Origin of the sequence: Bradyrhizobium sp. SHOUNA76, assembly GCF_023006445.1 — a bacterium.
Classification (GTDB): domain Bacteria; phylum Pseudomonadota; class Alphaproteobacteria; order Rhizobiales; family Xanthobacteraceae; genus Bradyrhizobium.
In genome coordinates, this window is record NZ_JALBHA010000162.1 from 1 (window position 1) to 11,888 (window position 11,888).

Sequence of the window (11,888 nt, forward strand, 5' to 3'; positions counted from 1 at the left end):
AGCTTGCCGATGCGCGGCGCGCCATCGATCTTCTGCTGCGACGGCACGAGCCGTTCCCAGCGATCGTGACCGACCGGCGCTGGAATGTGAAGCAGGCCAATCGCGCCGCCTCGCGCCTGATGACCATGCTGCTCGGCCCTGAGCGCATGCAGCGGCCGCTCAATCACATGCGCATGTTCCTCGCGCCCAACGAGCTCAAGCCGTTCATCGAGAACTGGCCCGCCGTCGCGGCTGCTCTGCTGTCGCGTGCGCGCCATGAAGCGATGGCTGCGCCGCTCGATGAGGCCTTGCAATCGACCTGGCGCGAATTGATGCGGCTGCCGGAGCTTCCCGCACTTGGGATCGAGGACAGCGCCGTGCCGGGACCGCTCTGCGAGGTGCGTCTGCGCAAGGGCGACGTCGGCATCGGCCTGATCGGTGCGGTGCTGACGCTCGGCACGCCGCAGGACGTGACGCTGCAGGAGCTTCGCGTCGAGATGTTCATGCCTGTTGATGCCGCATCCGAGGCCGCGCTGATCGCGCTCGCGGCTCAGGACGCCTGAGCCTGCACGGGCTCGCGCCGCTCGAAGCTCATCGCCTGCATCACCTCCGCGAACGGTCCCTTGCGGTCGCTCAGTGTCGCCGTGGTGAGGCCCGCGCCATTGGCGCCGACGCGCGTCGTGGCGCGGATCAGGATCCATTCGCCCTCCGGCGGCCGAAAGAAATAGAGGCTGATCTCCGGGTTGATAAAGGTCCAGTCGCGCATGTCGACGATCTGCGCGACGCCGCTGGAAAAGTCCGCGGCTTGCACCGCTTGCAACAGCGGCGTGTTCGGCTCGCCCTCGACCAGGGCCGCATCGAGCCGCATCCAGGCCGCCGCAGGGCCTGGTTTTTCCAGCGCGCCCTCGATCAGCCGCACCGAGACGTTCTGGAAATAGCGGCTCCATTTCTGCGCGAAAGCCGGCGGTGGAGCACCCGCCTCGGGCGCCTTGTCGACCGCCGCGGGCCTCGCAAAGGGATCGACGGGCGATTCTGCGCTCGGCGCCGTCAGCAGTGCCGTGCAACGGCCGATCTCCGTCTCGCCGTCCATCAGCCGCACCTGCAAGGTCTTGGCCTTGCGGCCATCGCGCAGCAATTCGCTGACGGTCCTGAAGGCGCGCAGGCCCGCCGGTCGCCACAGATCGAAGGTCAGGCGCCGCACGGCGAAGCCGGATTCTGCGGCGAGACGCTCGACCTCGCGGGTCATGAGGGCGGTGGTGGCGCTTCCCTGCAACATGTCCGGCGACCACGGACCGCCGGCATGCTCCGTGGCCCGGAATTGATGGCCTTCCGGCCTAAAAATGGCGCTCATTGCGGTCTTCCCTTCTTGATCCCTGGGCTTGATCGTGGCCGCGAGTATCCCGGCGGGCCGGACCTGTCACAATAACCGCAGAGGTGAAGTCGTGAGCCATGCAGGTCCGGTGCCTTGCGCCGTCTCCGGTTCGGCTTATCTTGCGGCGAACCCGTATTGCCCGAAGGAGGCGCCTGACATGAGCACGCTCAAACCGCTCCAGATCGACGTCGTCTCCGACGTGGTGTGCCCCTGGTGCTATATCGGCAAGCACCGGATCGAGAGCGCGCTCGCGCTCGTTCCGGACGTTCCGGTCAAGCTCAATTTCCGCCCGTTCTTCCTCAATCCCTGGGTGCCACGCGAGGGCATCAGCCGCGAGGCCTATCTCACCCAGAAGTTCGGTTCGGTGGAGGCCTATAAGGGCATCGCCGGGCGCGTCGTTGCGGCCGCAAGCGAAGAGGGCCTTCTCTACAAGCCCGAGCTGGTCGCCCGTCAGCCCAACACGACCGACTGCCATCGCCTCATCCTGTGGGCGGAAGCGATCGGCAAGGCGCCCGAGATGAAGCAGCGCCTGATGGAGCTGTATTTCCGCGACGGCGGCGATCTCACCGATGTGAGCGTGCTGGTACAGGCGGCCGCCGACATCGGCCTCGATGCCGAGGACGTGCGCAAGCGCCTTGCCACCGACGAGGACGTCGCGCGCGTTTCGGCCGACGCGCAGGAAGCCGCTGAGAAGGGCATCTCCGGCGTGCCGACCTATGTGTTCGCGCAGAAATACGCCGTCTCCGGCGCGCAGGATCCGAACCTGCTCGCCCGCGCCATCCGCCAGGTCTCGGAGGAGATCAACGCGCAGGCGGCGGAGTAGCTTTCGCTTATTTGCGGAGCCGGCGAACCATGCGGCGCGCAGCCTCATGCGCCGCGTTGACGCCGACCAGCGCTCCGTAAATGAGCGCGACGACCGGATCGTGCCGGCGCAGCGGGATCAGCACGTCACCAATTGCGAAGCGTCCGCGCCAGATCGGGTTGATCATGGGGTGGTCGGCGCCCGCAGTGGAATCCGCGCTGGCGATGGCGGGATCGGCGCAGAGATGGCGGGTGAGGTCGAGCGTGAGCTGCACGCCCGGCGAATATCTTGCAAAGCGCTCGTCGATGCCGAGCTTGAAGAAGAAAGCGCGATCCTGATGGCGCAGCACGATGCCGGCGGCAATCGGCGTCGCGCCGGCGCGAAGCGTGATGATCTCGCACTGCGCGGTCTCAGCCAGCGCCGGGACGGCGCGGCGAATGAAGGTCGCATCACCCGCATGCTGGACCAGTGCGGTGCCGCGCTGGCCTTTCCAGCCGCTGGCCTCGAGCTGCAAGAATGTTTCGAGCGCGGACGCGATCTCGTCAGGCCGGCGTGCCACGTCGAACGTAACAGGGCCGTGCTCTTCGAGGCGATGGCGCAGGCGGCGCAGCTCCTTGAGCTTCTTGGTGCCGAGCGCGTCGCGCAGCAGCGTTTCGCTGTCCTGCGTCGCATCGAGGCTGGCGCGGACGTAGGAGGAAAGCACGCGCGGCTTCAGGCCGTCGCGGCTCAGGACCTGGCTGAGTGCATTCATCGCAGCACCGTTGAGCGCGACGTCATTCAGCACGAGCGCATGCGCGCCGGCTTCGCGCGCCCTCTGCAACAGAGATGCGGCTGCCTCGATCGGCGCGTCGCGGTCGATCGGCGGACTGCACAGCGTGCCGTAGGGATGCGCGCTCACCAGCGCGGGCAGGGGTATCTTCCAGGCGCGCCACAGCGAGATCACCGGCATCAGCCCGATCAGCCGCGTCGAAGAACCGTCGAATGCGGGTAAGGCCGAGGCTTCGGTTCGGCCGCGCGCGGTTGCGCTGACGGCGAGCTCCCAGGCCGGGAGGTAATATCCGTTCGGCTCGACCGCGCGCTGCGCGAGCGCGCGCCATTGGCCGGGGTCGATCGTCGTGAGCGGGACGCCCGCGCGCGCGACTCCGGCATCCTTTGCCGATGCCGGATTGATCGCCGCCTGTTGCGCGATGTCGACCACGTCCCGTCGTCCCCAATCACGCGGGCTGAGCCCGTGTTACGCAGGTCATCCTTAGCGCAAAGAATGGAAAATACCGTTGGCACGCCGCTTCAATTCGAGCGGTAATATTAACGTCTCGTTGAGCATGCGGCGCCGGATGCTCAATGCTGACTCTGCTTGTCGCCGGGCACGAAATGATCCCGCGCGCTTGCCCGTCCGCCGCTGGCCGTATCCGTGATGGCGATATCGACGTCGCGCGAGGTCCTCGGCAGGTCGCCAGGACCGACCTGCACCGACAGCCTGACTTCGCGGGTCTGGTCCTGCCCAACCTCAACGATCGGCTTGCCGTCCGAGCCGGCCTCGATGCCGGCGACGCGAATGGTCGCGCCGGGCAGTCCGGAGACCTCGAGCGCAAACGATCGTTGCGCGCCCTTGTTGAGAATGCGCACGGTGTAGTCGTTGCGCACGCCGCCATCCGAGAGCTGGACGAAGAGGGGATTGCGCTCGTGCAGCACGTTGACGTCCATCGTCGCGCGCGTAGCGAGAGTGTAGAGCATGATGCTGCCCACGATGGTGATGGTCGCGGCATAGATCAGCGTGCGCGGGCGGACGATGCGGTAGATCGGCGGCTTGCCGTCGCGCCGGCGCTGCATGTTGATGTCGGTGTCGTAGCCGATCAGTCCCTTGGGCCGGCCGATCTCGCGCATGACGTTGTCGCAGGCGTCGATGCACAGGCCGCACTGGATGCAGCCGAGCTGGATGCCGTGACGGATGTCGACGCCGGTCGGGCAGACATTGATGCATTGGTGGCAGTCGACGCAATCGCCGGCGAAATCGCCTTGCGCCCGGGCGGCATCCGCCTTCTTCACCGACATGCGCGGCTCGCCGCGGTCGCGGCGATAGGTGACGTTGAGCGCCCATTCGTCGGTCAGGGCCGCCTGGATGCGCGGCCACGGGCACATGTAGATGCACATCTGCTCGCGGGCGTGCCCGGCAAAGACATAGGTCGTCGCGGTCAGGATGCCGATCCAGAGATAGGCGATGAACGGGGCCTGGAAGGTTGCGAGCTCTTTCATCAGCGTCGGTGCGTCGTCGAAATACAGCACCCAGGCGCCGCCGGTCCACCAGGCGATCATGATCCAGAGAGAGTGCTTCAGCGCGACCTTTCGGATGTGACCGAACGTCCAGCAATGCTTGTCGCCCCGCATGCGCTCGCGCCGGTCGCCTTCGACCCAGCGCTCGACGGCGTAGAACAGGTCGGTCCACACCGTCTGCGGGCACATGTAGCCGCACCACAGCCGGCCCGCGACCGCGTTCATCAGGAACAGCGCCATGGCCGCAATGATGAGGAGGCCTGTGAAATAGTAGACCTCCTGCGGCCACAGCTCGATGAAGAAGAAATAGAAGCGGCGATGCGGCAGATCGATCAGCGCGGCCTGGTCGGGCAGGCCGGGTCCGCGATTCCAGCGCACGAACGGCAACAGATAATAGGTCCCCAGCGTGAGGCAGAGGATTGCCCATTTGATGCGGCGGAACGGGCCCTGGACCGACTGCGGATAGACCTTCTTCCGCTTCTCGTAGAGAGGTCCTTCGATGAAGGTATCGTCGGTCATGGCGCTCCTGGCGTCCGGAGCGGCAAGGGCCCTATCCGGGGGTGCGGAAGAGGCGGTACAGCGTCTCCAGCACCGTGCGGAACTCTCCGCTCGCGACGCTGTAGTATATCGTCTGGCCGTCCCGTCTGGATTTGACCAGGCTCAATGCGCGCATCTTGCCGAGATGCTGCGATAGCGCCGCCGAGGAAAGGCGCGACAGCTGATATAATGCTATTCGCTGCCCGCGAGGGGCGCGCTAGTCCGGAGGGTCGAATGGTTGCGACGTCTTTCACGCCAATGGCTTCGCTTATGGGCGGCGCGCTGATCGGCCTGTCCGCAGTCCTGCTGATGTGGGCGAAGGGACGCGTCGCCGGCGTCAGCGGCATCGCGGCACGGCTGTTTCCGCCCTACGAGGACGGCGAATTCGCCGGCCGGCTGGCCTTCGTCGCCGGTCTTGTCGCCGCACCCGTGCTGGTGCGGCTCGCCACGGGAAGCCTGCCGCCGCAGACGATCGAGGCGGGAACGGCGATCCTGGTTGTCGGCGGACTGCTCACCGGTTTCGGCTCGGTGTGGGGCAGCGGCTGCACTTCCGGCCATGGCGTCTGCGGCCTGTCGCGACTCTCGCCGCGCTCATTGGTTGCGACCGTCGTCTTCATGGCAGCCGGTATAGCGACCGTCTTCGTGATGCGGCACTGGAGCTGACGCCGATGGCCATTCTCATTCAATTCGTGATCGGCCTGATCTTTGGTCTCGGTCTCATCGTCTCCGGCATGTCCGACCCGGCGAAGGTTCTGAACTTCCTCGACATCGGCGGCATTCCGGCCGGGACATGGGATGCGAGCCTTGCCTTCGTGATGGCCGGTGCGGTGGCCGTGACCTTCATCGGCTTTGGCCGCGTCCTGAGGCGCGCGCGTCCGATCTTCGCCGAACGATTCTATCTCCCCACGCGAAGAGACATCGATTTCAGAATCGTCGCGGGTCCTGCGATCTTCGGGATCGGCTGGGGATTGGCGGGCTTCTGTCCGGGGCCGGCGCTGACCGCGCTCGGGTTCGGGTCTTCTTCCGGCTTCATCTTCGTCGCGGCGATGTGTGCCGGCATGGTGCTCGCTCGCTTTGTCGCCGACCGGCCGTCGCTGATGCGCTTCGTCGCGCCGGCCGATCCGCTCGAAACCTGAAGTCACTGCAGAGTCAAAATCATGGACAAGAACTATCCTGAAATCGTCAGGCAAATCTCCGCCAACATGCGCAAGCTGCGGAACGACATCCCCGATACGATGAAGGGATTTTCCGCACTCGCTCAGGCTGCCACGCGCGACGGCGCGCTGGACAAGAAGACCAAGGAACTGATCGCGCTGGCGCTTGGCGTGGCCGCGCATTGCGATGGCTGCATCGGCTTTCACGCCGAGGCGCTCGTCAAGCTCGGTGCGACGCGCGAAGAGATCGAGGAGACGCTCGGCATGGCCGTGTATATGGGCGGCGGGCCGTCGCTGATGTACGCGGCCGATGCGATCGGGGCGTACGAGCAGTTCCAGCAGCAAGCCGCTTCCGGCTGAGGGGCGCCGTCGGTGTCTGACGCGAAAAGGACCGGGCGACGATCGTCGTCCGGTCCTTTGCCTTACCTCGCGGTCATTACCAGCGGTCGTCGCCGACACCCACGCCGACGCTGACGCCGGGCGCGCGAATGCCGACGCCGGCGCGCGGGCCGTCATCCCAGTCGCGATGATACGACCGGCGCTCGTAATAGCGCTCGCGCGGCATGGAATTATAGGAATCGCGCACGATCACGCGCGAACCGCCGTGGGTGCGATAGCAGCGGCCGGCGTCGTCGCAGACAAGCCGTACCTGCTGGACCAGATCCGGATTGGTGTACTCGCTGCTCGTGTAAATATCGGACGCCTTCGCACTCGACGCGGCTGCCAAAGCACCGACGCCCGCCAACAGCGCAATCGTGAATGTCTTCATCCTGTCCTCCTCCGAAACTGCCCTCGGCGGTAACAAGAAGGGGAGGCGGTGATCGTTCCCGCCGCGATGCTGGTTTTTCCCGGAACTGCCCGTCTTTTGGGCGGTTCCTAGATCGGCTCGTAAGTCTCCGTCCCGCAGATGTCGTCGGCTTCCGCACGCCGGCGGTCGACAACCTTTCCCCCTGTTATCGTTACGATGTAGGTCTGGGGACCGAGCGAAGTGCCGGTCGCGGAGGTGAGCTGCGCGCGCACGCAGGAGGTCCAGCCCGGTCCGCGCACCTCACGATGGGGCGGGGCGACGTGCACCTCGCGCGGATAGGAGGTGGTCAGGAAGACGACATCGATCTGCTCGCGGACCAAGCGCTTGACGTCGGGAGGCGCTTCGGGCGGCGGCTGCTCGGCTTCCTTCATACGCATGAACTCCGGCACCGGCGCGCGGCTGTCGGCAACGCCGCAGGCACCGAGCGCGAGCGCGCCGGCGAGCAGCGCCGCATGAGCAATAGTCCGCAACATCCGTGAAGGTCCCCTGCGGGCCAACAGATAGGTAGCAATGCGATCCGGCGAAGTCCCCGGCGATCAAGATTTGCTGAAGTCCTGGAACGCGCGGCATTTCATATTCCGGAATTGCAGGCTAAGTTTGTACCCCAGACGAAGGGGATTGCCACCAATGAGGATCTTGGTCATAGCGGCCGCCGTGCTGGCATTGACGGCCGCCTCGGCGCAGGCGCAGAGCCGGCGGCCAGCCACTGACCCCGCCAAGCCGGCGGACAACAAGCCCAAGGTCGACGAGAAGGCCTACAAGGCCGCGCTCGAGCGTATCCCCGAACCCAAGGACAAGTACGACCCCTGGGGCGGAGCCCGCCCCAGCGAACCCGCCAAGAAGCCGAAATAGGGTAGGCGGGCTCTGGCGCTTCAACGGGGTTGCGCGCCCGCACGGGTGCGCGGAGGTGGCGCTACGATCCGAGGGGCCGTGATCAATCAGCATCCCGCTGATCGTGACATCTGAGGCGGCGTCACTCACGGGATCGAGGACGAGGTGCCCGCGATCGCGCGCTTGCAGGGCAGCGCCGTCGTCGCATCACGCAATCATAACCGTGCTGTGGATGCGATGCGAACGCTCGTTCACATCGTGCGCATTATTGCACGAAGGCGAGGCCGACGCGCTTGTCACTCCTCAATACTGGCGCTACTTGCACAGCGCTTCAGACTTCGATTGCGACGCTGGAGCGGCCAGTCACTTCCCGCCGACTTTACTCACAAGCCCTTCTTTTATGGCGTTACGCGCCGATGGAGATTCCGATGAAGACCACGCTTTCGCTTCTGCTCGCCGCCGCGTTCTCGCTGTCGTCGATGCCCGCCCACGCCGTCAAGTGGGACCTCTCGACCATGAGCTGCAAGCAGTTCCTCGAGAGCGGCGAAGACAATATCCAGGTCGTGCTGACCTGGATGGACGGCTGGTACAAGGGCGACGAGGACAACGCGATCATCGACACCGACGTGTTCATCGAGAACGCCAAGAAATTCGGTGCCTATTGCGGAAAGAATCCGACCGCCAGCATCGTCACCGCGGCAGACGAAGTGCTCGGCAAGTGATTTGAATCGTGCGACCGAAGCGCAACTGCAATCGCGCTTCGGCCTCTCGCTTCGATGCAAACGCGATGGAGAGCCGCGGTGCGCTTTGCGCTCGCGCGGTTCTCGTCTTTTGAGTTGATGCTCAGCCCGGCAGCATTGCGAACGCGCTCGACACCATCGCCACCGGCTTGCTGTCGGCAGCCGAGAGCAGCGTGACGCGGCCAAAGCTCATGGTACGCCCGAGCCGCACCACGCGTGCGTCCGCCAGCACGTCCGAGGAGGACACCGCGCGCATGAAATGCGTGGTCTGGTCGACCGTGGTCATGGGGCGATAGCCGCGATTGGCAGCGAGGATCGCGATCACCATCGCAGTGTCGGCGAGCGCCATCAGGGCCTGGCCGCAGACCACGCCGCCGTTCCGGCACAGCCGCCCCGAAAACGGCATGCGCAGGAGCGCGCCTGGCTGCCAGTCCGGCACATCCGCCGGCTGCGCGTGCTCGACGCGCTCGACCGCGAGGTTGAGATCCTGGATCCAGGGCGCAAAAACCTCGCCGAGGATGCGTCTGGCGTCGGAGAGGCCGAATTCGGCGTCTGGCTGCATTTGCATTGCTGTCGCACTCTCCTGTATTGCCTGATGTTTCGTCCCATTGTGCGCGCATCGGCGCGGCAAAGTCACCCGGTCTCGCACCGGTCCCGTCGGCTTGAAAATGCCTGACTTGGGCCGATATGATGCCTGGCTTGGGTAGGGGTGGATGATGTTGCGTCGGTGTGTCCTCGTCTTCTCTATGGTCGCGCTCGGCCTGGCGCTGAGCGGCTGCACCAAATGCGGTCCGATCTGGGACGATTGGCTGCATGCCCCCAAATCGTGCCGATCGGATCGGCTCTAACGGGCCCGAACGGCCCCGGCGGCCACGACCGGCGGCGACAAGGATGACGAGGCGCGGGCGATCCGTGCCTCATGGATGATCAAGGAGTGGACGATGAAGCTTTTCCGTTTGGCCGCGGTGCTGGCGGTGGTGGCGGGACCTGCCTACGCGCAAATGCCCCAACTCAATTTGCTGCAGGATGCCCCGAGCAAGACCCCGGAGGAGAGGGCCGCCGAAGCCGAGCGTGACAAGGCCTACAAGGAAACGCTGAAGAAGATTCCGGACACCAAGGCGTCCAACGATCCCTGGGGCGGCATGCGCTCCGATCCCCCGAAACAGTCGGCGGCGCCGAAGGCATCGGCCGCAACCAGCGCGCCGAAGAAGAGCAAGAGCGGCACGGCTGCCAACTGACCGCGGCTCCGTTCCGGGGGCGGCAAGGACGCCCTTCGAACAGGACTCCTCTTCATCCGGCCCGCGCCCTACATTGACTCCGAGCGTAGCGCGTAGAGGAGAGCAGGGCATGGCCGATCGTCCGCGGGATCTTGCCGAGCGGATGGCGCGCCGGCGCAAGCCGGCCGGCAAGCCCGGCCAAACGGTCGGCGACGGCTACCTGCGCGAGACCTTCACGCTGCCGCGTGCGGCGGCGCGGGAACGGGCGCAGGCCTTCTTCGCCCGCTACCCCAAGGCCGGCTATATGAGCGCGGTCGAGACCTGGCGCGAACTGCCCGGCGGCGACATCGAATTCACCATGCGGCGGCTGCCCAGCGCGGACTGAAGCCGGCCTGGTCCGGAGGCCTTGCTAGCCGAGGGTTTCGGCAACGATGCGGATCCGGAACACGGGCTCCTTGGCCTCGTCCAGCAGCTCCATGTGCCATTCGGAATTTTCCTGGAGCTTGCGCGCAAGGCCGGCGGTCATGTCGGCGCAGACACTGGTCATCTCTTTCCAGGCCGAATCGCGATCGGCAAATTCCGTCGCCTGGTCGGCGCAGCCGGAATAATGGCCGTTCCGGATTCGAAAGAAATAGAGCGGCATGGCTGGCACCGAATCGCGCGCGTGATGGCCTCGTCCCCAAGGCCATGGGCGCGCGCACTCCAATCCCAAACCAGCGTCAGATCAATTCCGGGCGGCTACGGATGATGCCGCGGATTTCATCCCGCCGCTTCTGGCGGCCTTTCGGCCGATCGCTTCAGCTCCCGATCGATGCGCAGCTGCACGCGCCGGATCGCGAGCAGATCGATTTTCGTCTCGGTCCGGCCGGTCTTGATCTGCTCGCCGATCCGGAACTGCCATTGCCAGATTCCGGGAATCGCCGTCTTGGCGACGGTGAACTCGATGCCCCTGTGATTCATGGCGACCTCCCACGATTCACGTCCATGATTGCAAACATGCTGGTCGTCTTGATATTCCCGAGACAAGCTAAATCTGTCGGTAAGCCCCGGATAGTTCAAGGATCTCTCGAAAGCGCGCGCCCCGAAACAAGTGAAGCCGTGTTTAAGACTCCGGTCCGTCAGCGAGACTGTCGGATCCCCGTGGTTCTCCGACCATGAACAGAGTTCCTGAGCTTACGTCCCGGTGCGTTCAGGTACCGAGACCCGCCCGTGGGGGACCCGGCCAGGGACCGATTCCATGCTGCGGCATGTGCTTTGCTTGGCGTGTGACGGCAAGCAACATGGGCCCGTCATGCTCGGCATTCCCCGCCGCTACAGTCACTTCGTCTTCGGAATCATCCAGTCCGGACTGACCTCGCTGATCGCGGCGGGGATCGCCAGCTATCCCGCGGACAGTGCGATGATCTTCGCTGGGCACTGGATGGTGTCGTGGCTGATCGCCTGGTCCGCGATGCTGCCGATCGTGCTGTTGGCGGCGCCCGCGATCCGCGCCTTCGCGATGCGCCTGACGCAGGAGGAGCGGGAACCGCGCGCCGGCAGCCAGGCATGAAAAAACCCCGCCTGGGGAGAGCCAAGCGGGGCAGAGAGTTATTGGAGGCTGAGGTGCTGGGCTGCAACACCATAGCCACATCATCCTAGCGGGCTCCGCTTACGGCAGCCTGACAGGCGGCAGACAGATTTCCGGGCTCGATGCTGAGGCCGCAGACTGGCCCCGCACCCGTCCCAATTTCGACATCCGTTCGCACAACTGCGGACACACCCGTCGGCAAGATTCCAAACCGTTCGGCGCAGCCATGGGGGAAACGTGGCACGCCGGCAACGGGGTGGCATCATGGATAACGTAGAGCGGTCTTTCGCCGCCGCGACAGCGGCTGGCTTCGTGGTGCTGGTGATCGGCCTCGTGCTGCTGGCGCTGCTGTAGGACAGGCGCGAGACGGCAGCTTTGCCCGGCGCTGATCGAGGGCACTGCTTGGCGCCATTCGCAAAACTGGAAAACAACCCCATGCACAGTAGGCTGCATGGAAATTGCGTTGTTCGCTCAGTGGTTTGAAGGTAGTGTTTAGATACCGTTGAGCGCGGGCGATGCGCGTTATCCCAACGATGCCGTCCCTTGCGGGGACCGGGCGATCGCTAGCGGCCAACTCCGCGCGCGGTCGGCGGGGGCGCCGTCCGCCGGA

18 protein-coding genes and 1 pseudogene are annotated in these 11,888 nt (G+C 65.3%); 10 read left to right on the forward strand and 9 right to left on the reverse strand.

Annotated features, from left to right (window positions below; all coding sequences use genetic code 11):
- On the forward strand, nucleotides 1-542 hold a 542-nt coding region (locus MOV74_RS18245), incomplete at its 5' end, for a transcriptional regulator (RefSeq protein WP_246925193.1).
- Here the strand turns inward: MOV74_RS18245 and MOV74_RS18250 are convergent.
- Nucleotides 530-1,330, reverse strand: coding sequence for a thioesterase family protein (locus MOV74_RS18250; protein WP_246925196.1), 801 nt, complete (start codon nucleotides 1,328-1,330; stop codon nucleotides 530-532). The genes MOV74_RS18245 and MOV74_RS18250 overlap by 13 nt on opposite strands.
- 178 nt (nucleotides 1,331-1,508) lie before the next feature.
- On the opposite strand from MOV74_RS18250, the gene MOV74_RS18255 reads away from it, so the two are divergent.
- Nucleotides 1,509-2,174 carry a DsbA family oxidoreductase gene (locus tag MOV74_RS18255; RefSeq protein WP_246925199.1) on the forward strand — a complete coding sequence of 222 codons (666 nt, stop codon included), beginning with the start codon at nucleotides 1,509-1,511 and terminating at the stop codon, nucleotides 2,172-2,174.
- Nucleotides 2,175-2,181: 7 nt separating this feature from the next.
- Here the strand turns inward: MOV74_RS18255 and MOV74_RS18260 are convergent, their stop codons facing one another.
- The 3 genes and pseudogenes from MOV74_RS18260 to MOV74_RS18270 all read right to left on the reverse strand — a co-directional run.
- Nucleotides 2,182-3,351: a GNAT family N-acetyltransferase gene (locus MOV74_RS18260; protein ID WP_246925202.1), complete on the reverse strand. Its 1,170-nt coding sequence runs from the start codon at nucleotides 3,349-3,351 to the stop codon at nucleotides 2,182-2,184.
- A 140-nt stretch (nucleotides 3,352-3,491) separates the two neighbouring features.
- Nucleotides 3,492-4,943, reverse strand: coding sequence for a cytochrome c oxidase accessory protein CcoG (gene ccoG / locus MOV74_RS18265; protein ID WP_246925204.1), 1,452 nt, complete (start codon nucleotides 4,941-4,943; stop codon nucleotides 3,492-3,494).
- Nucleotides 4,944-4,974: 31 nt separating this feature from the next.
- A pseudogene (locus tag MOV74_RS18270) lies at nucleotides 4,975-5,133 on the reverse strand (ArsR/SmtB family transcription factor); the annotation flags it as partial.
- Nucleotides 5,134-5,195: 62 nt separating this feature from the next.
- On the opposite strand from MOV74_RS18270, the gene MOV74_RS18275 reads away from it, so the two are divergent.
- From MOV74_RS18275 to MOV74_RS18285, 3 genes are read left to right on the forward strand one after another with little or no spacing between them, the layout of a single operon-like run.
- Nucleotides 5,196-5,624, forward strand: coding sequence for a YeeE/YedE family protein (locus MOV74_RS18275; protein WP_246925206.1), 429 nt, complete (start codon nucleotides 5,196-5,198; stop codon nucleotides 5,622-5,624).
- Between the two features lie 5 nt (nucleotides 5,625-5,629).
- Nucleotides 5,630-6,097: a DUF6691 family protein gene (locus MOV74_RS18280; RefSeq protein WP_246925208.1), complete on the forward strand. Its 468-nt coding sequence runs from the start codon at nucleotides 5,630-5,632 to the stop codon at nucleotides 6,095-6,097.
- Between the two features lie 21 nt (nucleotides 6,098-6,118).
- Nucleotides 6,119-6,475: a carboxymuconolactone decarboxylase family protein gene (locus MOV74_RS18285; protein ID WP_246925210.1), complete on the forward strand. Its 357-nt coding sequence runs from the start codon at nucleotides 6,119-6,121 to the stop codon at nucleotides 6,473-6,475.
- A gap of 76 nt (nucleotides 6,476-6,551) precedes the next feature.
- Here MOV74_RS18285 and MOV74_RS18290 read toward each other — a convergent pair whose 3' ends face one another.
- Both MOV74_RS18290 and MOV74_RS18295 read right to left on the reverse strand, forming a co-directional pair.
- Nucleotides 6,552-6,884 (reverse strand): hypothetical protein, encoded by a 333-nt coding sequence (locus MOV74_RS18290; RefSeq protein WP_246925212.1) that lies wholly within the window; start codon nucleotides 6,882-6,884, stop codon nucleotides 6,552-6,554.
- Between the two features lie 107 nt (nucleotides 6,885-6,991).
- Entirely contained in the window at nucleotides 6,992-7,396 is a 405-nt protein-coding gene (locus MOV74_RS18295) for a hypothetical protein (protein WP_246925214.1), read from the reverse strand.
- A gap of 154 nt (nucleotides 7,397-7,550) precedes the next feature.
- On the opposite strand from MOV74_RS18295, the gene MOV74_RS18300 reads away from it, so the two are divergent.
- A complete protein-coding gene (locus MOV74_RS18300) occupies nucleotides 7,551-7,775 on the forward strand; it encodes a hypothetical protein (protein WP_246925216.1) in 225 nt (74 codons plus the stop codon).
- A 407-nt stretch (nucleotides 7,776-8,182) separates the two neighbouring features.
- The gene (locus MOV74_RS18305) at nucleotides 8,183-8,476 is read left to right on the forward strand and encodes an HdeA family protein (RefSeq protein WP_162307619.1); all 294 of its coding nucleotides are present in this window, start codon (nucleotides 8,183-8,185) and stop codon (nucleotides 8,474-8,476) included.
- A 121-nt stretch (nucleotides 8,477-8,597) separates the two neighbouring features.
- Here MOV74_RS18305 and MOV74_RS18310 read toward each other — a convergent pair whose 3' ends face one another.
- Nucleotides 8,598-9,062, reverse strand: coding sequence for a PaaI family thioesterase (locus MOV74_RS18310; RefSeq protein ID WP_246925221.1), 465 nt, complete (start codon nucleotides 9,060-9,062; stop codon nucleotides 8,598-8,600).
- A 373-nt stretch (nucleotides 9,063-9,435) separates the two neighbouring features.
- On the opposite strand from MOV74_RS18310, the gene MOV74_RS18315 reads away from it, so the two are divergent.
- Entirely contained in the window at nucleotides 9,436-9,732 is a 297-nt protein-coding gene (locus MOV74_RS18315) for a hypothetical protein (protein ID WP_246925225.1), read from the forward strand.
- A gap of 109 nt (nucleotides 9,733-9,841) precedes the next feature.
- The gene (locus tag MOV74_RS18320) at nucleotides 9,842-10,096 is read left to right on the forward strand and encodes a hypothetical protein (protein WP_246925227.1); all 255 of its coding nucleotides are present in this window, start codon (nucleotides 9,842-9,844) and stop codon (nucleotides 10,094-10,096) included.
- Nucleotides 10,097-10,120: 24 nt separating this feature from the next.
- Here MOV74_RS18320 and MOV74_RS18325 read toward each other — a convergent pair whose 3' ends face one another.
- Complete coding sequence (locus tag MOV74_RS18325) at nucleotides 10,121-10,354, reverse strand: DUF6894 family protein (protein ID WP_246925229.1); 234 nt, start codon at nucleotides 10,352-10,354, stop codon at nucleotides 10,121-10,123.
- A gap of 116 nt (nucleotides 10,355-10,470) precedes the next feature.
- Nucleotides 10,471-10,671, reverse strand: coding sequence for a hypothetical protein (locus MOV74_RS18330; protein WP_246925231.1), 201 nt, complete (start codon nucleotides 10,669-10,671; stop codon nucleotides 10,471-10,473).
- 331 nt (nucleotides 10,672-11,002) lie between these two features.
- Between MOV74_RS18330 and MOV74_RS18335 the strand changes: the two genes are divergently transcribed.
- Nucleotides 11,003-11,260, forward strand: a complete 258-nt coding sequence (locus tag MOV74_RS18335) for a DUF2798 domain-containing protein (RefSeq protein ID WP_246925233.1) — start codon at nucleotides 11,003-11,005, stop codon at nucleotides 11,258-11,260.
- Nucleotides 11,261-11,888: the final 628 nt, after the last annotated feature.

What these genes read in the sequence shown, in the direction of transcription:
- MOV74_RS18295 (WP_246925214.1), bottom strand. Translation starts at nt 7,396, where the DNA reads ATGTTGCGGACTATTGCTCATGCGGCGCTGCTCGCCGGCGCGCTCGCG.
- MOV74_RS18330 (WP_246925231.1), bottom strand. Translation starts at nt 10,671, where the DNA reads ATGAATCACAGGGGCATCGAGTTCACCGTCGCCAAGACGGCGATTCCC.
- ccoG (WP_246925204.1), bottom strand. Translation starts at nt 4,943, where the DNA reads ATGACCGACGATACCTTCATCGAAGGACCTCTCTACGAGAAGCGGAAG.
- MOV74_RS18335 (WP_246925233.1), top strand. Translation starts at nt 11,003, where the DNA reads ATGCTCGGCATTCCCCGCCGCTACAGTCACTTCGTCTTCGGAATCATC.
- MOV74_RS18310 (WP_246925221.1), bottom strand. Translation starts at nt 9,062, where the DNA reads ATGCAAATGCAGCCAGACGCCGAATTCGGCCTCTCCGACGCCAGACGC.
- MOV74_RS18280 (WP_246925208.1), top strand. Translation starts at nt 5,630, where the DNA reads ATGGCCATTCTCATTCAATTCGTGATCGGCCTGATCTTTGGTCTCGGT.
- MOV74_RS18325 (WP_246925229.1), bottom strand. Translation starts at nt 10,354, where the DNA reads ATGCCGCTCTATTTCTTTCGAATCCGGAACGGCCATTATTCCGGCTGC.
- MOV74_RS18300 (WP_246925216.1), top strand. Translation starts at nt 7,551, where the DNA reads ATGAGGATCTTGGTCATAGCGGCCGCCGTGCTGGCATTGACGGCCGCC.
- MOV74_RS18305 (WP_162307619.1), top strand. Translation starts at nt 8,183, where the DNA reads ATGAAGACCACGCTTTCGCTTCTGCTCGCCGCCGCGTTCTCGCTGTCG.
- MOV74_RS18255 (WP_246925199.1), top strand. Translation starts at nt 1,509, where the DNA reads ATGAGCACGCTCAAACCGCTCCAGATCGACGTCGTCTCCGACGTGGTG.
- MOV74_RS18250 (WP_246925196.1), bottom strand. Translation starts at nt 1,330, where the DNA reads ATGAGCGCCATTTTTAGGCCGGAAGGCCATCAATTCCGGGCCACGGAG.
- MOV74_RS18275 (WP_246925206.1), top strand. Translation starts at nt 5,196, where the DNA reads ATGGTTGCGACGTCTTTCACGCCAATGGCTTCGCTTATGGGCGGCGCG.
- MOV74_RS18320 (WP_246925227.1), top strand. Translation starts at nt 9,842, where the DNA reads ATGGCCGATCGTCCGCGGGATCTTGCCGAGCGGATGGCGCGCCGGCGC.
- MOV74_RS18315 (WP_246925225.1), top strand. Translation starts at nt 9,436, where the DNA reads ATGAAGCTTTTCCGTTTGGCCGCGGTGCTGGCGGTGGTGGCGGGACCT.
- MOV74_RS18290 (WP_246925212.1), bottom strand. Translation starts at nt 6,884, where the DNA reads ATGAAGACATTCACGATTGCGCTGTTGGCGGGCGTCGGTGCTTTGGCA.
- MOV74_RS18285 (WP_246925210.1), top strand. Translation starts at nt 6,119, where the DNA reads ATGGACAAGAACTATCCTGAAATCGTCAGGCAAATCTCCGCCAACATG.